Annotated in this window: 20 protein-coding genes, 2 tRNA genes and 1 pseudogene; 4 read left to right on the top strand and 19 right to left on the bottom strand. The window is 67.0% G+C overall.

The annotated features are described in order from the left end of the window. Window positions 1–13: 13 nt before the first annotated feature. The 18 genes from U5919_RS14715 to U5919_RS14630 form a co-directional block, all read right to left on the bottom strand. Window positions 14–2,830, bottom strand: coding sequence for an AAA domain-containing protein (locus U5919_RS14715; protein ID WP_336025218.1), 2,817 nt, complete (start codon window positions 2,828–2,830; stop codon window positions 14–16). Window positions 2,831–2,902: 72 nt separating this feature from the next. Beyond that, window positions 2,903–3,136 carry a hypothetical protein gene (locus tag U5919_RS14710; RefSeq protein ID WP_336025217.1) on the bottom strand — a complete coding sequence of 78 codons (234 nt, stop codon included), beginning with the start codon at window positions 3,134–3,136 and terminating at the stop codon, window positions 2,903–2,905. Between the two features lie 35 nt (window positions 3,137–3,171). Beyond that, the gene (locus U5919_RS14705; RefSeq protein ID WP_336025215.1) at window positions 3,172–3,729 is read right to left on the bottom strand and encodes a hypothetical protein; all 558 of its coding nucleotides are present in this window, start codon (window positions 3,727–3,729) and stop codon (window positions 3,172–3,174) included. Between the two features lie 75 nt (window positions 3,730–3,804). Beyond that, on the bottom strand, window positions 3,805–4,815 hold the full coding sequence (locus U5919_RS14700) for a zinc-dependent metalloprotease (protein WP_336025214.1): 1,011 nt from the start codon (window positions 4,813–4,815) through the stop codon (window positions 3,805–3,807). 85 nt (window positions 4,816–4,900) lie between these two features. Beyond that, a complete protein-coding gene (locus tag U5919_RS14695) occupies window positions 4,901–6,055 on the bottom strand; it encodes an MBL fold metallo-hydrolase (RefSeq protein WP_336025212.1) in 1,155 nt (384 codons plus the stop codon). Window positions 6,056–6,221: 166 nt separating this feature from the next. Continuing rightward, window positions 6,222–7,031 (bottom strand): 30S ribosomal protein S2, encoded by an 810-nt coding sequence (rpsB, locus tag U5919_RS14690; protein WP_336025210.1) that lies wholly within the window; start codon window positions 7,029–7,031, stop codon window positions 6,222–6,224. Further along, window positions 7,028–8,233, bottom strand: a complete 1,206-nt coding sequence (eno, locus tag U5919_RS14685; RefSeq protein WP_336025208.1) for a phosphopyruvate hydratase — start codon at window positions 8,231–8,233, stop codon at window positions 7,028–7,030. Before eno ends, rpsB begins: the two co-directional genes overlap by 4 nt. A 1-nt stretch (window position 8,234) precedes the next feature. After that, window positions 8,235–8,417, bottom strand: coding sequence for a DNA-directed RNA polymerase subunit K (locus U5919_RS14680; RefSeq protein ID WP_256420487.1), 183 nt, complete (start codon window positions 8,415–8,417; stop codon window positions 8,235–8,237). After that, window positions 8,414–8,608 carry a DNA-directed RNA polymerase subunit N gene (locus U5919_RS14675; protein ID WP_336025205.1) on the bottom strand — a complete coding sequence of 65 codons (195 nt, stop codon included), beginning with the start codon at window positions 8,606–8,608 and terminating at the stop codon, window positions 8,414–8,416. The genes U5919_RS14680 and U5919_RS14675 overlap by 4 nt, the downstream gene beginning before the upstream one ends. 12 nt (window positions 8,609–8,620) lie before the next feature. Beyond that, window positions 8,621–9,019 (bottom strand): 30S ribosomal protein S9, encoded by a 399-nt coding sequence (locus tag U5919_RS14670; RefSeq protein WP_336025203.1) that lies wholly within the window; start codon window positions 9,017–9,019, stop codon window positions 8,621–8,623. Continuing rightward, window positions 9,013–9,450, bottom strand: coding sequence for a 50S ribosomal protein L13 (locus U5919_RS14665; protein ID WP_336025201.1), 438 nt, complete (start codon window positions 9,448–9,450; stop codon window positions 9,013–9,015). The genes U5919_RS14670 and U5919_RS14665 overlap by 7 nt, the downstream gene beginning before the upstream one ends. After that, complete coding sequence (locus U5919_RS14660; RefSeq protein WP_336025601.1) at window positions 9,447–9,836, bottom strand: 50S ribosomal protein L18e; 390 nt, start codon at window positions 9,834–9,836, stop codon at window positions 9,447–9,449. The genes U5919_RS14665 and U5919_RS14660 overlap by 4 nt, the downstream gene beginning before the upstream one ends. Before the next feature lie 20 nt (window positions 9,837–9,856). Then, window positions 9,857–9,941, bottom strand: a tRNA-Leu gene (locus U5919_RS14655). A 173-nt stretch (window positions 9,942–10,114) separates the two neighbouring features. Then, on the bottom strand, window positions 10,115–10,897 hold the full coding sequence (locus tag U5919_RS14650; RefSeq protein WP_336025200.1) for a DNA-directed RNA polymerase subunit D: 783 nt from the start codon (window positions 10,895–10,897) through the stop codon (window positions 10,115–10,117). Between the two features lie 10 nt (window positions 10,898–10,907). Then, entirely contained in the window at window positions 10,908–11,303 is a 396-nt protein-coding gene (locus U5919_RS14645) for a 30S ribosomal protein S11 (protein WP_336025198.1), read from the bottom strand. A gap of 3 nt (window positions 11,304–11,306) precedes the next feature. Further along, complete coding sequence (locus U5919_RS14640; RefSeq protein WP_336025197.1) at window positions 11,307–11,834, bottom strand: 30S ribosomal protein S4; 528 nt, start codon at window positions 11,832–11,834, stop codon at window positions 11,307–11,309. 3 nt (window positions 11,835–11,837) lie between these two features. Beyond that, the gene (locus tag U5919_RS14635) at window positions 11,838–12,374 is read right to left on the bottom strand and encodes a 30S ribosomal protein S13 (protein ID WP_336025196.1); all 537 of its coding nucleotides are present in this window, start codon (window positions 12,372–12,374) and stop codon (window positions 11,838–11,840) included. Window positions 12,375–12,396: 22 nt separating this feature from the next. Then, window positions 12,397–12,482 (bottom strand) — tRNA-Ser (locus U5919_RS14630). A 253-nt stretch (window positions 12,483–12,735) separates the two neighbouring features. Between U5919_RS14630 and U5919_RS14625 the strand changes: the two genes are divergently transcribed. Continuing rightward, window positions 12,736–13,095, top strand: coding sequence for a thioredoxin family protein (locus tag U5919_RS14625; protein ID WP_336025195.1), 360 nt, complete (start codon window positions 12,736–12,738; stop codon window positions 13,093–13,095). Window positions 13,096–13,119: 24 nt separating this feature from the next. On the opposite strand, the gene moaA is transcribed toward U5919_RS14625, so the two are convergent. After that, window positions 13,120–14,091 carry a GTP 3',8-cyclase MoaA gene (gene moaA / locus U5919_RS14620; protein WP_336025194.1) on the bottom strand — a complete coding sequence of 324 codons (972 nt, stop codon included), beginning with the start codon at window positions 14,089–14,091 and terminating at the stop codon, window positions 13,120–13,122. 151 nt (window positions 14,092–14,242) lie between these two features. Here moaA and U5919_RS14615 point away from each other — a divergent pair. From U5919_RS14615 to U5919_RS14605, 3 genes and pseudogenes are all read left to right on the top strand, one after another. Continuing rightward, window positions 14,243–15,283, top strand: a pseudogene (locus U5919_RS14615) (Mrp/NBP35 family ATP-binding protein); the annotation flags it as partial. Window positions 15,284–15,378: 95 nt separating this feature from the next. Then, window positions 15,379–16,014 carry a uracil-DNA glycosylase gene (locus tag U5919_RS14610; protein ID WP_336025193.1) on the top strand — a complete coding sequence of 212 codons (636 nt, stop codon included), beginning with the start codon at window positions 15,379–15,381 and terminating at the stop codon, window positions 16,012–16,014. 77 nt (window positions 16,015–16,091) lie between these two features. Next, window positions 16,092–16,853, top strand: coding sequence for a DUF2064 domain-containing protein (locus U5919_RS14605; RefSeq protein WP_336025191.1), 762 nt, complete (start codon window positions 16,092–16,094; stop codon window positions 16,851–16,853). Window positions 16,854–16,880: the final 27 nt, after the last annotated feature.

Here is a 16,880-nt window from a genome sequence, read left to right as displayed (position 1 = left end):
ACGCGTACGCCGCCTACCGCCGCGCCCACGACAACAGTCGCGCGTAGAACGGATCTGAGGCGAGCGCGTCGGCGTCGCCGACGAGCGCGAGGGACTTCTTCGCCCGGGTCAGTGCGACGTTGATGCGGCGGTAGTCCTCGAATATCGGCCCGTCGAGCGAGCCGGTCGCGACGAACGAGACGACGATCACCTCTTTGGCCGATCCTTGGAAGCGATCGACGGTGTCGACGGTCACGTCCGTCCGCCGGGAGATCTCGGCTACCTGTGCGCGGAACGGCGCGATGACGCCGATGTCGTCGAGGTCGACCCCCGCCGCGACGTACGCCTCGACGATCTCGGCGACCCGATCGGCCTCCGCGGGGTTGGTGTTGCCGATGCGCTCGCCACCGGGATCGACGAAGGCGACGGGGTCGCGGAGTTCGGTCGGCAAGGCAGATTCGTCGACACCCAGATCCGAGAGCCGTTGGCCCGCGACCGCGCCGGTCGCCGGTCTGAGCGCGCCGTCGTAGAACTCCGTCGAGGAGAAGGCCTGGATTCGCTGGCTCATCCGGTACTGTCGGTCAAGCAGGACAGACGCGTCGGGGTGGGATTCGATGAGGCGCTCGAAAAGCGACGTCTGGAGGTCGTTCTCGGCTCGCGGCTTCGCCGCTCGCTCGCCGCTCGCTGATTCCGGGGCGCTCTGCGCCCCGCCCGCTCTCACGACGGGCGGAAGTTGCTCGTGGTCGCCGACGAGGACGAACCGCTCGGCGAGTCCGACGGCCGCGAGCGTCCCCGGCTCGGTGAGCTGTGAGGCCTCGTCGACGAGCGCGACGTCGAACGCCTGCTCGCGCATCACGCGCGAGCCGCAGGCAGCCGTGGTGGCGGCTACCACCGACGCCTCCCGCAGCGCCGCCGCCCGCTCGTTCGGCTCGCCGCCGCGCTCCAAGCGGACGTCCAGCATGTCCTCGCGAACGCCGTTCTCGCTTCCCACGCGGACGACGTCGTCGACGCCCGCGTCGCGAACCGCCTCGAGGGCGTTATCGACCGCGCGGTTCGTAAAGGCCGAGAGCAACACGCGCTCGCCGCGGTCGACGAGCGCGCGGACGATCTGGGCGATCGTGTACGTCTTGCCGGTCCCCGGCGGCCCGTGGACGAGCGCGAAGTCCTCCGCGTCGACCGCGAGTCGGACCGCGCGGTCCTGTGCGTCGTTGTTGTCGACGTAGGTTTCTCCCGCAGATCGGTCTCCGAATCCGGGCTCTCGTCGACCGAACAGCACGTCTTTGCGGTCGGGGTCGCCCTTCAGCACGAAGTCGTGCAGCGCGGTGAGCATCCGGTCGACGCCGATCTCGGAGGGGTAGACGTCGAGCCGTCGGACCGATACTGGTTCGTCAGCGGTGACGACGACCTCCCGGCCCAACTCGCGGATCCGACACAGCTCGGCGTGCCCGGAAACCGGGTCGCCGTCGCTCGCGAGCGCGACGTCGCCCGCACGGAGTTTCGAGACGGCGGTGCCGGGCTTTCTCGCGCGCATCTCCCAGCGACCGTCATCGAGTTCGCGTCTGTCGGTCGGTTCGAGGTCGATCAGCGCCCGGTCGTCGTCGGCGCGTTCCTCGGCGGACTGCTCCCAGAGCTTGCGGTATTCGGCGTGGACCTCGCGGCGCTCGGCCTCGGTGGCGCGGTAGAATCGCTCGAAGTACTCTCGCTCCTCCTCTGGGACGGGCGAGCCGATCTTCCCCGCCTTCGACTCCTGGTCGAGTCGCCCGGAGACGACCATACAGGTGTCCTGCTCGAAGCAGTACTCACAGCGCGCGTCGGCCTCGTAGCCAGTGGGCACGGAGGAATCGAACTCCATCGCCGCGATCTCGTTGCGCGTGCGGACGACGAAGTCGAGTAAGCCGTCGCCGATCGAGAAGTCCTTCGCGGGCGAGAGATCCCCGCTCTCCTCGTTGCGTTCGAGCGCCGTGTTCTTGGTGTACAGGAGCGTCCCCGTATCGGCCGGGACGCCCCGCTCGTCGAGCACGAGCGCGTAGGCGGCGGCCTGAATCTTGTCCTGAAAACGGGGCTCGCGGTTGGTGTTCTTCCCCGTCTTGAGTTCGACCGGCGTCCCGCGGCGGAGCGCGTCCGCGCGACCCTTGATCCCGAACGTCGGCGAGATGAGCGTGTATTCGGAGCGCCAAGCGTCCTCCTCGGTCAACGTTCCCTGCTCGAGCCAGCCCTCGATCGCGGCCGCGTTGCGCCGCACCTCGTCGCGCACCTCGCCGGCGTCGTGGCCGAGCAGTCCCAACTCGAGTCCCGCTTCTTCGACCCGTTCGTCTATCGAGTCGTCGAGGTCGCGGTCCCGAAGAAGGTCGCCGAACACCTCGTGGACGATCGTCCCCTTGACGACCGGGTAGTTCAGCGGAATCCCCGAAAGCTTGTTCAAATAATACATCCGCGGGCACTGCACCCACGAGCGGATGTCGGTCACGTCGACGAGGAACCCGGGTTCGAGGACGACCCGCGAGTCGCCGGTGGTCGCGTACGTCGTCTCGCCGCGGTACTCCGAAGTGTCGACGTCGGTCGCGAGCAGCTCCATTCCGGGCTCGGCGTGCTCGACGGTGTGGGTCCACTTCCCCCAGAGTGTCAGTGTGAGCGTTTCGTCGGCCCCGTCTCCGGCCTGCTCGTCTGTCTCGTCGTCGCCCGCATCGTCGAGTGTCGTTTGGCCGCCGTTCGTCGCAGCGTCTTGGTCGTCGTTCGTCACCGAGTGATCACTCTCCGGACGGAGCGTCAACTCGGCGAGCGTCCGCGAGCCGTACTTCGTCTCCACCTCGCGCTCGTCGCCGACGTCGACGACGCGGCCGCGCAGTTTCACGTGGCGTACCTGCGCGTCGCGCGGTAAGACGCTATCGGTCGGCGCGGTTCTAGCGGTCAGGACGTGGAAAACTCAGCGACCGTTCCGCGGCGCGGGCAGGAACTCCGCCCACCAGCGGAGCAGAAACCACAACAGCACCGCGCCGACGACGAGACCGGCCGCGAAGCCCGCCGCGATCACCGCTTCGGACCCGCCGCCTTGGACGGCGATGAGCGCACCGGAGATCCCGACGAGCCCCACGAATCCGAGTTTGAGCCGTTTGCTCGCGACGTCGCGATCCTCGTCGGTGAGGCTGGGACCGACCACTCACGACACCCGCCCGTGGGATCGAATAAATGAGCTCACTGGAAGCCTCTGTCGACGCCGTCTTCCTCGACGAGTTCGTCGAGGTCCTTCGAGAGCAGTTCGTCGGCGTCGGCGAACTCGTCTGTGAGGTCGTCGAGGCGCTCCGGTCGGCCGTCGAACTCGTAGTCCATCGGGCCGAACGCCGGGCTCTCGAGGGCGTCCATCATATCGTCGAAGAAGTCCTCGGGCGTCGTCGGCGCGTCGGCGTGCACCTTCACCGCCTCTTCGAGTCGCTTCGCCATCGACTTCGCGTGGTCTTCGTCCTCGGGGGGCGACCTGACGGCGAACCGCGCGGGCTCGTCGCGTTCCTGCCGCGGCAAGAGCGGTTCGAGGTCCTCGTCGATCCGGCGGGCGACGCGGCTCCCGACGCCGCGGAGTTCGACAGGGCTCTTCGCGTACGTCTTGAGCGCGTAGACGCCCGCGTTCGGATGTCCGAGGTAGAGGTCCTCCCCGAGACCGCGGCGTCGCTCTCCCGCGACGGCCCGCCAGCCGTCGGGGTCGACGTCGGCGTCGGTCACGTCCGCGAGGATGTCCTGCCAGTCTCTGACGCGCATACGTCCGACCGTCGCCCCGAGGGAGAAAGAGTATGACGGTCGCGAGTCGGCCCCGGCCGCCTCAACACCTCGGAGCTACGGGTCGACGCGCCGAAGCCATCGCGCGGGATCGTCCAACTCGGCGCTCGTCGGGAGGTTCTCCGGACGTTCCCAGACGGCGGCCGCGGCGGTGACCCCGCGCTCGTCGGCGACGGATCGGAAGAAGCGCGCGCCGCGTTCGTACTGCCGCCGCTTGAGTCCGAGACCGAGCAATCGTCGCGCGATCCGAGCGACCGGACCGCCGCCGCGGCGTCGCGCGTCGAGTTTCGCGCGGAGATCGGCGTACTCGGCGTCGAACGCGCGGTCCATCAGCATCTCCGCGTAGCCCTCGACGGCGGTCATCGCGACGTTGAGATCGTGGAACGCCTCGCGGTCGATTCCGCCGCTCGCGAGCGTCTCCAGCCCGTCTTCCATCCGGGATTCGAGGTGTTCGGAGAGCCACGGCGCGGCTCCGAACTCCGCGGCGTGTGAGACCTCGTGGAACGCGATCCACCGGCGGAACCGCGGGTAGTCGACGTCGAGTTCCGCCGCGGCGGCGACGATGTTCGGATGGACGAAAAAGAGGCTGTGGGCCGCGTCGCCGTCGGTATCTCCGGCTCCTGCCGCAGACGACGCGTCGCCGTCGGCCAGCAAGAGCGGATCGTACTGCCCGAGGACGTGCGAGGCGAGAAACGAGAGCACGAACGACATCGACCCGGTGTTGATCACGCGCGTCGCGTTCGGGAACGCGACGCGCATCTCGGATTCGACGGGACGCATCACCCGGCGGAACGTCGCGACGTTCGCGTCGATCCAGTGGTGGCGGTTCTGCACCTCGATCGTCTCGGGGACGTCGAAGTCGAGGCCGCCCACCGATCGCAGTCGCTCGCGGGCGTCGCGTACGTCCGCTGCGTAGCCTTGACGGTCCGCGGGCGTCAACTCCAGATTCCCGGCGTCGGTCGCGCTCTTGGCGGCAGTCGCGACGGCCTCCCAGTCGATGTACCCGGGGCGGCCATCGCCGCTCTCAGACGCCCCGGCGATCGCGCGAACGCTCCGAAAGAGGTCCATACGGTGTGGTTGGGTCCGGTACGCAAAACCCTTGTTCCGACGGTCGAATGCGGCGAACTCCGTTACGCCGCGCAAATATCCGTTCCTACGCCGCGCAGTTGTTCGGTCCCAACTCGACCTCGGTCGCCTCGCTCTCGTCGAGTTCGAGCCGTCCGCGGTTCACGTCGATGACGAGCCGGTAGTTCGGCGGCTTCTCGTTGCTGTCGCCGGTGAGCCGCTCGACGAACGCCGGCTCGTCGAGGACGAGCAGGTCGAGTTGCGATCGGAGCTCGCCGAGCGTGGCCGAGATCAGCTTGCCGGGCGCACCGACGCCGAAGCGGCCGTCGGCGTCGACGGAGACGTGTCCCGGGAGGACGACCACGTCCTCAGAGAGCGAACCGTACCGCTCGTGGAGCGTCTCGTAGAGCAACCTCGCGCCGCGTTCTGCGCCCCCTTCGCCGAACTCCAGTTCCGTGCGGCCGACGGACTCGACGAACAGCGTGTCCGCCGAGAGGAGGTACGTCCCGTCGACGAGCAGGTTCACGAGCTCGGTGGTGTGCCCCGGGGCGGCGAGAACCGTGAGATCGATATCGCCGACCGAGAGCGTGTCCCCGTCGGCGATCGGCTCGTACTCGAACGCGACACCGCGCTCGTCGGCGTCGGCGCTCAGGTAGTAGGGGACAGAGAGACGCTCGGCCAGCGCGCGGCCGCCGGAGACGTGGTCGGCGTGGACGTGCGTGTCGAGGACGCCCGTGATCACCAGCCCGTTGTCGGCGGCGACGAGCTCGAACTCGTGGTGCTGGCGCGTCGGATCGACGACGAGCGCCTCCCCCGCGCGCTCGTCGCCGACGACGTAGCCCAGACAGCCCTTCGCGCGTCGCTGGATCTGCGCGACGAACAGGTCCCCGTCGGTCTCGACCTCGACGACGTCGTAGAGCTTGCTCCAGTCTTCCATCCCGCCTTTGACGACTTGGACGTCGTCGTAGCCGCGCGTCGACAGCTCGATGCCGAACGAGGTCGAGGAGAGACCCTTCCCGCAGATAGTGGCGACTCGCTTCCCGTCGACGATGTCGTCGACATCGTCCCAGCCGAGGTTCGCGCCGAGCCCCTCGACCGGGTGATAGGGGACGTTTATCGCCCCCGGGACGTGCCACGCCTCAAAACTCTCCGGCGGGCGGGTATCGATGACTGTGAGGTCTTCGCCGGCGTCGAGCGCCGCAGCGAGTTCTGCGACGGTGAGTTGATCGAGGAGTTTCGGCATACGCACAGTTATGGGATAGACGCGAATAACCGTTTGGCTGGCTCGGAACTGTGGTCGTCGGATCGAGGTGACCGTCGGACTCAACGACGGTCACGGGACGAGTGCGTCGCTGTCAGAGCGTGGTCTGGTATGGAGCGAGAAAAGTCTCTGCGGACGTCGAATGTCGTTAGATCTCGTCCTCGAAGTCTTCGAGGGCGTAGACGGTGTCGGTGCCGCGGCGGTCGAGCGTCTCGTTGGCGAGCAGCCAGTAGACGACCGACAGCGCGCGTCGACCCTTGTTATTCGTCGGGACGACGAGGTCGACGTTGCTGGTCTGGTTGTTCGAGTCGCACATCGCGATGACGGGAATGCCGACCGTGATGGCCTCCTTCACCGCTTGGGCGTCACCGATCGGGTCGGTGACGACGACGACGTCGGGCTCGATGTAGCCGGCGTAGTCGGGGTTCGTCAGCGTGCCCGGGATGAACCGGCCGGTGCGAGCGCGCGCGCCGACTGCGTCGGCGAACTTCGTCGCCGGGAAGCGGCCGTACTGCCGCGAGCTCGTGACCAGGATCTGCTCGGGGTCGTAGTTCGCGAGGAAGTCCGCGGCCGTCCGGATCCGCGAGTCGGTCTGGCTGACGTCCAGCACGTACAGCCCGTCGTCGCGGACGCGGTGGATGAACCGCTCCATGTCCTCGGTCTTCTGCTGGGTCCCGATGTGGACGCCCGCAGAGAGGTAGTCCTCGACGGGGATGAGGAGGTCTGCCTCGTCGTCGGGCATCACGTCCTCGTCGAACGTCGGCTCGGGGTCTGCTTCGGCCTCGGCAGCCTCGTCGGCGGCCGCGCCGTCGTCGGCGTCGACCTCCTCGGCGGCCTCGGCGACCGGTTCGGTCGTCTCAGCGTCGGCCTCGGTCGCTTCGACGTCTTCGGCGGCCGCCTCGGCCACCTCGGAATCGTCGTCGACGACTTCGACCGCGTCGTTGTCGTTCTCAGTCATACTGCGTCGTCCGCGATGCGGATGAGTTCGTTGAGTTTGGCGGTTCGCTCGCCTTGGACCGTACCGGTCTTGATGAAACCGGCGTCGGTGGCGACGGCGAGGTGTGCGATGGTGGTGTCCTCGGTCTCGCCCGAGCGGTGAGAGATGACCGTCTCGTAGCCGTTCTCGGTCGCCAGTTCGATCGCGTCGAAGGCGTCCGACAGCGAGCCGATCTGGTTGGGCTTGATGAGGATCGAGTTGGCGGCGTCGGCGTCGATGCCCGCCTGCAGGCGCTCGACGTTCGTCACGAAGAGGTCGTCGCCGCAGACCAGCGTCTGGTCGCCGACGCGCGCTGTGAGTTCCGCGAAGCCTTCGTAGTCGTCCTCGTCGAGGGGGTCCTCGACGTAGACGAGGTCGTACTCGGTGACCATCTCTGCGACGTAGTCGACCTGTTCGGCGGTCGATTTGACTTCGTCGCCGTAGACGTAGCCGTCTTCGTCGGCGTCGTAGAGTTCGGCGGCGGCCATATCCAGACCGAAGCCGATCTCGAAGCCGAGTTCGTCGCTCACGTCGTCCACGGCTTCGTCGACGACCTCGAACGCTTCCGCGTCCGAAATCGGCGGGGCCCACGCGCCCTCGTCGCCCTTCGCCGCGGGAACACCGCGGTCGTCGAGGATCTCGGAGATGCGCGCGTGGACGGCCGCGTTCGCGAAGACGGCCTCGGAGACGCTCGGTGCGCCGACGGGCGCGGCGAGGAACTCCTGGATGTGGGTCGCCTCCTTGGCGTGCTCGCCGCCGCCGACGACGTTACCGAGGGGTGTCGGGAACGACTCCCCACGGAAGGTACCTCCTAAATGCTGGTACAGCGGCGCGCCGAGGACGTCAGCTCCGGCCTTCGCGGCCGCCATCGAGATGGCGACGGCGCTGTTCGCGCCGATCTGCGAGAAGTTGTCGGAGCCGTCCGCAGCGTGCAGAGCGGCGTCGACCTCGCGCTGGTTTCCGGCGTAGACCTCGCCGACGAGTCGCGGGAGCGCGTGCTCTCGGGCCGCGGCGATGGCCTCCGCGGGATCGAGTTCGATCGCCTCGTACTCGCCAGTGCTCGCCCCGCTTGGGGCTGCCGCGCGGCCGAAGCCGCCCGACTCGGTCAGGACGTCGGCCTCGACGGTCGGGTTCCCCCGCGAGTCGAGGATGCGACGGAGCGAGACGTTCGCGATACGCGTCATCTCAGTTCCCCTCTCGCTTGACCGTGAACGGGAGGACCCCGGCGTCGTACTCCTCGGCGGCGACCAGGATCGGTTCCGACTGGTCGGTGTCGACGAGGACGGGCGCGCCGTAAGATACCTGCAGCGCTCGTGCGCCGAGGATTCGGGCCTTCTCGTACCGGTTGTACTGTGTTTTTCCGCTCATTGGTAGGGGGCGACGACGTCGACGAGGTCCTTGTGCGACACCATCATCCGTCGGCAGCAGTGCCGATTGACACCGAGGTCGTCGAGCACTGCGGCGGGGTCCTCATCGCCCTCGCGGGCGCGCTCTTTGAACTCGTCCCAGTGCTCGCCGACGACGTTGCCGCAGGTGAAACACCGGACGGGTATCATCATAGTTGGATCACCTCAGCGGTAGGACTTCTGATAGCGCGCTCTCGCGCCCGGTCCGCCCCACTTCTTGGACTCGGACTGACGCACGTCGTTGACGAGCAGCGAGCGGTCGAACTCCATGTACGCGTCGCGGAGTTCGGCGTCGTTGAGGTGCTGAACCAGCCCGCGGGCGATCGCCGTCCGCGCGGCGTCGGCCTGTCCGGCGAAGCCGCCGCCGGAGACGCTGATGTCGATGTCGACCTGCGACCGGAGATCCTCGCCGGCGATGCGGAACGGTTCCAGCATCTTCAGGCGGGCCATCTCCGGTTCGACGAGCTCGACCGGCTGGGAGTCGATTCGGACGCGACCCTCGCCCTCGCGCACGGTGGCGCGGGCGACGGCCGTCTTCTTCTTACCAGAGGTGTTCGTTACCATGTGACTTTCGCCCCCAAGTTCTCGGATATCTCTCCGAGCGTGAGGAACTTGATGTTCGAGAGTCGATCCAGCGTGGTCTCATCGAGCGCCTCGCCGTCCTCGTCGAACGGGTTGCCCACGTAGACGCGGACGTTCGAGAGCGCTTCGCGACCGCGCTGTTTCTTGTGCGGAACCATTCCGCGCACGGCGCGCTTGAAGATGCCGTCCGGCCGCGTCGGGTAGTGCGGTCCGCGGTCCGAACCCACGTCAGCGCGCTTCTTGTACGTCGCCATCACGTCGTCCTCAGACCCCGTGATGACGGCGTCCTCGGCGTTGACGATGGCGACCGTCTCGCCGGCGATCGCCCGCTGGGCGACCTCGCTGGCGACGCGGCCGACGATGCAGTTTCGCGCGTCGACGACGACGTCGGCGTCGAACTCTGCGAGGCTCATCGGATCACCCGCACGTTGCTTCCCTCGGGGTTCTCCTCGATGGCGCGTTCGAGCGCCACGGTGTCCCCGACCTGTTCGATCTTCGTTCGAGCGGACGACGAGAAGTCGACCGCCGCGACTGTAACGTTCTTTTGCAGCGCCCCACTCCCCAGCACTTTGCCGGGGACGACGACGGTCTCGTCCTCGCGCGCGTACCGTTCGATACGCCCGAGGTTGACCTCCGCGTGGGTGCGCCGCGGCTTCTCCAGACGGTCCGCGACGTCCTGCCAGATGTTGGCACCGGACTCGCGAGAGACCGCCTTCAGCTCGGCGATGAGACTGTTGAGTCTCGGATTCGTCTTACTCATTATCTGTCTCCTGAGAGAGGTGCGACTGGCGTCGGCCAGTCGCCTGAGAGAATTCGGAGTGCAGGGAGCAGGATTTGAACCTGCGGACCCCTATGGGACAGCGCCCTGAACGCTGCGCCGTTGGCCAGACTTGGCTATCCCTGCTCGCACTCCGATCTACTGCGTGCCCCTTCAAACTCCTTTCGATCTGGCGACGCCGACCGCGCGACACCGCGATCATCGCGGCGCGAGCGACGCTCCCGGTCGTCGAAGACGACGGAGACGCCGCTGGTGCGACGGGCGAACGTCGGGCGTTGGTTGAAGGGACAGACATTGTACTATATCGCGACTTTCTCTTCGAGTTCCGCTGCGCGGTCGCCGAGCGATCCGGCGGCGCGAAGCACGAGCTCCTCGGCGGTGAACGACCCGTCTGTCTCCACGTGGAAGACGAACGCGTCTGACACGTCGCTTACCTCGACCTCTTTCCCCGGATACCGGTTCGTGAGGTCGTTGTCGAACTCGTCGGTGAGGACGAGGTCGCCGTCCGTGGCGCTCTCGTCGTCGGCGTCCGCTGCGGCCGCCTCCTCGATCACACCGCGGAGGATGTTCGGTTCTTGGGACTCGAACTCGCCGGCGTCGCCGGCGGTCTCCACGCGCTGGAGGTGTCGGTAGCCGACGGAGACACCGCCCTGATGTTTGGCGTGCGACTTCCCCCTGTCGAGGACCGCGTCGGCCTCGAACTGGAGGTGTTGGTCCTCTTTCAGCTCGATGATGGGGATGTTCTCGTCGGCCGGTTGGACGAGCGCGTCCGACGACTCGATGTCGCCGGAGTACGCCGTCGCCGGACCCTGCACGTCGAGTGCGAGGGTGACGGCGTCGCCGACCTCGAAGTCGTCGAGCGGCGTGGTCAGCGGGACGAGTCCCAGCCGAAGCCCGATCATCTCGTCGAACATAACCGAGGTGTTCTCGACGAACCGCACGGTATCGATGCTGAACGTCGGGACGTCGGCCACCATCGCTCGGCGGATGCCGTTAGCGACGGCTGGCGACGCGTCGCGGACGAGGAACCGGGCTTCCCGGTCGCCGCGTTCGATGAACTCGACCTCGAAATCGTTCGTCATTTGTGAGTCCTCAGAGTCGGCTGTTTTTCGGCGCTCGCGTTCCGTCGTGCGGGATCGGCGTGACGTCCTCGATGCGGCCGATCTCGAGTCCGGCGCGTGCCAGCGCGCGGATCGTCGCCTGCGCGCCGGGGCCGGGGCTCTTGTTGTCGTTCCCGCCCGGGCCGCGGACGCGAACGTGCAGGCCCTCGATGCCCGCCGCTTTGATCTCCTCTGCGACGGACTCGGCCATCTGCATCGCCGCGTACGGCGACGCCTCGTCGCGGTTCTGTTTCACGACCGCACCGCCGGAGGACTTCACGATCGTCTCCGCGCCGGTCAGATCCGTGACCGTGATGAGCGTGTTGTTGAACGACGCGTGGACGTGCGCGATACCCCACTTGTCTTGGGTTACTTCGGATTCGCTCATGGGTTACTCCTGCCCCTCCGCGCGCTCGGGGTGTAGCTCGTCCGCGAGCGGACTCCGCTCGTCGAACGCGATGCTGTCCTCTTCGGTGACTTCGACCGTCTTCGACGGGCGCGTGACGCGCGCGTCGTCGACGACGACGTGCCCGTGGACGATGAACTGCCGCGCCTGCTGGGGCGTACTCGCGAGCCCCTTCCGGTACGCGACGGTCTGCAGTCGGCGTTCGAGAATGTCGGTGACGTCGAGCCCGAGGACGCGACTGATGTCGTCGCCCTCCGAGAGGACGCCGTAGCGGCGGAGCCGGGTGAGGAACTCCTCGCCGGCCGCCTCGGCGGCGTCCAAGTCGCCCTGGGCGTCGCCGATGAGGCGTCGGGCCTCGCGTCGGTAGTTACGAAGCTCCGACTGGGCGCGCCAGAGCTCCTCTTTGTTCTTCAGGCCGTAGCGGCCGAGAAGGTCACCCTCTTGGACGATTCGCTCGCCTTGGAACGGGTGGTTCGGCGTCTCGTACCGCTTGGTGTTGTTTCCGGTCGCCATTGGTTATTCCTCGTCGCCTTCCTCGGCGGCGGCGGCGGCCTCCTCGGCCGCCTCCTCTTTGATCGCCTCGACGTTGACGCCGATCGTTCCCTCAGTGCGGCCGGTGGACTTCGTCCGCTGTCCGCGGACCTTCTGTCCGCGCTGGTGGCGGACGCCCTTGTAGGAGTCGATCATTTTCATGCGGTTGATGTCGTGGCGGCGCTTCTCTTCGAGGTCCGAGCCGGTCTCGTGGGTGGTCGCTCCGCTGAAGAAGTCGCTTCGGCGGTTGGCCATCCACTCGGGGACGTGTTCGTCGAAGCTCTCGACGACCTCGACGACGGAGTCGATCTCGTCGTCCTCGAGCAGACCGAACGTCGCGTGTCGGTCCACGTCCGCGGCGTCGGCAACGATGCGCGCCGTGCGCTTGCCGATTCCTTTCATGTCGCTGAGACTCCGCTCTACCGTCTTCGTTCCGTCAAGGTCGGTCTGACCGATCCGGACGAAGTATCGGAGGTCTTCCTCCTCCTCGGGAGCGTCGTCCTGTGGTTCTTCTGCACTCATGACTTGTTAGCAGTCTGGTGAGCGTTGCGGCGGGGATTCGAACCCCGGAGGCAGTGACGCCACAGAGTTAGCAACCCTGCGCCTTGGGCCAGGCTTGGCTACCGCAACGCGCGATCTTGTACTGTCGCCCTTCCGGACTCGGGAGCCGGCCTCCCTACAGCGTATTGCAGTCAGAACAACCCGTGGTTGCTACTTAAACGTCACGATAGGCCGGTCGGGTGCGAGCCGTCCGCACACCGCTCGGCGCGTCCGAACGGCGGCGGTACGGCCTGTGGCCCGTGGTACGTCACGACGTACCGGGTGTGCACCGGTTCCGACACGCTGCAATCAGTATATGGGCTTCGACGTCGAACGGTGACTTATGAGTACCGACGCTTCGACCACTGACGCGACACCGGAACGCCCCGTCGCCCTCGACAGCGAGGCTGATCTCGACGAGTTCGTCCAGTCTCACGACCGCGTCCTCGTCGACTTCTACACGGAGGGTTGTACACTCTGTGCGAGCATCGAACCCGTCGTCGGCAACGTCGCTCGCGCACACGAGGATCTCGCGGTCGCGACGATCAACCCCCGCGACGACCCGTCGCTGATCGATCGGTTCGCGATCACGAGCGCCCCGACGCTTCTGCTCTTCGAGGGCGGCGAACTCGTCGGCAGACTGGCCGACGGCTTTCAGGGCGGCGACGCGATCGATGCGTTTCTCGAATCGCCCCTCGACTGACGTTTAGAAAACGGAAACGACCCTTCAGGAGTGCGTAACGGGCGCGTCGATGTACTCGTCGTTGACGACCCACTCGCCCTCCTCTTTGATCATATACTCGCCGTAGTACGGCACCCGGTTTGCGACCGTCTCGCGGAACGTCTCGCGGATCTCCTCTCTGCTCATTTCACCCATCGGACGCAGGTCGTCGTTGCGGTTGAGACAGCCCTTTAGATAGCCCTCGTGGGTGACGCGCACGCGGTGGCAGTTCGCACAGAAGTTCGGGTTCTCGACGGGGTCGACGATCTCGACCATCCCCTCACCCACGTAGTAGCGGCGACGGTTGTGCATCTCTCTGGTTTCGACGCGATCGGCCTTCTCTTCGAGCCAGTTGTGAACGCGTTCGATGTCGATGTTCCACTCGGGACGCCCCGTCAACTCGGGCATATATTCGATGAGCTGGAGCTGGAGGCCCGGGTTCTCGGCGACGTGGTCGACCATCCCCTCGACGTAGCCCGCGGTGTGTTCGAAGACGACCATATTCAGCTTCACCGGGTCGAGTCCGGCGTCGAGTGCGGCTTCGACGCCCTCGATCACCTTGTCGTACGCGCCGGATTTGGTGATCTCCGCGAACGCCTCGCGGTCGAGCGCGTCTTGGGAAACGTTGACCCGTTCGAGACCCGCTTCTTTGAGTGCCGCCGCCCGCCCCGGCAGGAACGTCCCGTTCGTCGTGAGCGAGACCTCCATCGAGTCCGGCGTGCGCTCGATGATCTCCTCGAGGTCACCGCGCAGCATCGGCTCGCCGCCGGTGAACTTCACCTTCCCGACCCCGAACTCCGAGACCACTTCGAGGAACCGAACGACCTCGTCGGCGGTCATCTCGTCGTCCTGGGCGTCCATCGGGCCGCGGGTGTCGCCGAGCCCCTCGTTGTGACAGTAGACGCAGTCGAAGTTGCATCGGTCCGTCAGAGAGACGCGAACGCCAGACACCTCGCGCCCGAAGTCGTCTTCGAGCATTACGCGAGACTTCGTGGGGACGCAGATAAATTCGCCGTCGTTTCGGGCGGGTATGTAACCGTCTGTCATTACATCGAAGCCGAGGGGGAACCGTTGAGAAAGCGGAACAACGTTCAAAACCCTTATCGGCTGTTCTCACCGACCACCGGGTATGAACGAGGAAGCCGTCCGCGAGCGCCTCCGGTCGGTATCGGACCCCGATCTCGGCGACGACATCGTCTCGCTGGGGCTCGTCAACGCCGTCGACGTCGACGACGAGGCCGAGCGGGTCCGCATCTCGCTCGCGCTCGGCGCGCCCTACTCGCCCGCCGAAAGCGCTATCGCGGGCGACGTCCGGGACGCGCTGGCCGACACCGGCTACGACGTCGACCTCACCGCGCGAATCCCCTCGGCCGTCTCGCCGGACGAGGACGTCCTCCCGGGCGTCGAGAACGTGATCGCCGTCGCGAGCGGGAAGGGCGGCGTGGGGAAGTCGACCGTCGCGGTCAACCTCGCGGCAGGGCTCTCGAAACTCGGCGCGCGCGTCGGCCTGTTCGACGCCGACGTGTACGGACCGAACGTCCCGCGGATGGTCGCCGCCGAGGAGGCCCCGCAGGCGACGGGCGAGCAGACGATCGTCCCGCCCGAGAAGTACGGGATGAAGCTGATGTCGATGGCCTTTCTCGTCGGTGAGGACGACCCGGTCATCTGGCGCGGCCCGATGGTGCATCAGCTGCTCACCCAACTCGTCGAGGACGTCGAGTGGGGCGATCTCGACTATCTGGTCCTCGATCTGCCGCCGGGGACCGGCGACACGCAGTTGACCGTCCTCCAGACGCTGCCACTCACCGGCGCGGTGATCGTCACGACGCCGCAGGACGTCGCCATCGACGACGCGCGCAAGGGCTTGGAGATGTTCGGCAAACACGACACGAACGTCCTCGGCATCGTCGAGAACATGTCGTCGTTCCGGTGTCCCGACTGCGGTTCCGCGCACGACATCTTCGGCGCGGGCGGCGGCGAGGCGTTCGCGGCCGAAAACGACCTGCCGTTCCTCGGTTCGCTCCCGCTCGATCCCTCGGTTCGGACTGGCGGCGACGGCGGCGAGCCGGTCGTCCTCGACGAGGGCGAGACCGCCGACGCGTTCCGCGTGATGACCGAGAACGTCGCGGATATGGCTGGCGTCGTTCGACGGCGCGACGCGTCTGATCGGAACGCATCGCAGCGGTCGGGATCGCAGCGAGAGGGCTCCGCCGGTACCTCCACGGACGGCCCGTCGCCGTCGGAGCCGCACGCCGGGGAGTGAGTATGGACGCCGAACAGGACTCGCTGGCGAACCCGTTCAGTATGGACGCGTCGTGCACGAACTGCGAGGACCTCTGCGACGTCAGAACGAACGTCGTGCACGGCTACGGCGACGTCGGCGGCGAGTTCCTCTTCGTCGCGGAGCGACCGCACGCGGGGGCCGACCGGACCGGCGTCCCGTTCACCGGCGACGAGGCGGGCGAACGCCTCCAGTCGATCCTCGGCGAGCTCGGCTTCGCGCGCTCGGAGCCGGATGCCGACGAGCCCGATCTCCAAAACGTCTTTCTCACCTACCTCACGCGCTGTCGCCATCCCGATCGGCGGCCGACCGACGCGGAGATCCAGACGTGTGAGCCCTACCTGAACGCCGAGATCCGGATGATCAACCCCGAGATCATCGTTCCGATCGGTCAGCGTACGCTCGACGCGCTCGCGACTGACTACACGACGAACCGCCCCGGCGACGTCGACGTCGAGGAGGCGCACGCGACGACGATCCGCGGCCGCGGGTTCGAGCTCGTTCCGATGGTCGAACTGGAGCGTCAGACCGACGAGCAGACCGCGGCGTTCGTCGAGCACCTCCTCGAAAACATCTTTTCTCGTGACTACCGGCAGACGAAGGGTCGTCGGGGACGGTAGACCACCGATTGCCGGGCCGACGTCCCCGCGAGAACGAGAAACGCCGGGTTCAAGAGCGACGGACGCCGAAGGCGGGTATGACAGTCGTCGCCGTTCTGGTCGATCCGCCGCGTCCGGGGCACTCGCTCTCGCGGCTCGCGCAGACGAGCCCGCTCTCCGAATCGGAGGCCGCCGACCTCGTCGAGGCGATGCTGGGAGACACCCTCCGCGCCGTCGAGCGATCGGGCGGCGAACTACTCGTGAACTACCGCCCGGACGACCTGCTTCCAGAGCCGGCCGTCGACCCCGACGAGTCGCCCGAAGAGTCGATTCGAGCCGTCGCCGACGACGCGCTCGAATCGCCCGAGGCGGCCCGATTCGAGGTGCAGGTCGGCTCGTCGTTCTCCGCGCGGGCGGGAAACACCGTCACACATCTCCTGCGCGATGAGGGCGTCCAGTCCGCGGCGGTCGTCCGCGGCGACGCCCCCTTCGTGCTCCGCTCGACGATCGATTCAGCGGCGATGAAGCTCCGAACGAACGACGTGGTGCTCGGTCCGTCGACGGACGGGCGCGTCTACTTCGCGGGATTCAAAGCGCCGATCGACTTCGACGGCGCGTTCGTCTCTCCCGAGATGGAGACGCTCGTCGACCGCGCGAACGACGCCGACCGCGACGTCGGATTTATGCAGATGCAGCCGACCGTCCGGGCCGGCTCGGACCTCGCGACGCTCGTCTCGACGATCCGCTCCCGCTGGCAGGCCGGACGGGTCGTCCCCGAGCGAACGGCGGAGTTCGTCGTCGACAACGGACTGGCCGTCGTCGGCGACGCGGACGACGAACTGCGAGTGGTGCGGGACTGACCTGTCCGGGTCGATACCGACGAGACT

Origin of the sequence: Halobellus sp. LT62 (assembly GCF_037031285.1) — an archaeon.
GTDB classification, from domain to species: domain Archaea; phylum Halobacteriota; class Halobacteria; order Halobacteriales; family Haloferacaceae; genus Haloquadratum; species Haloquadratum salinisoli.
The sequence above is the reverse complement of the archived record's forward strand: the minus strand, read 5'-3'. Positions and strand labels throughout refer to the sequence as shown.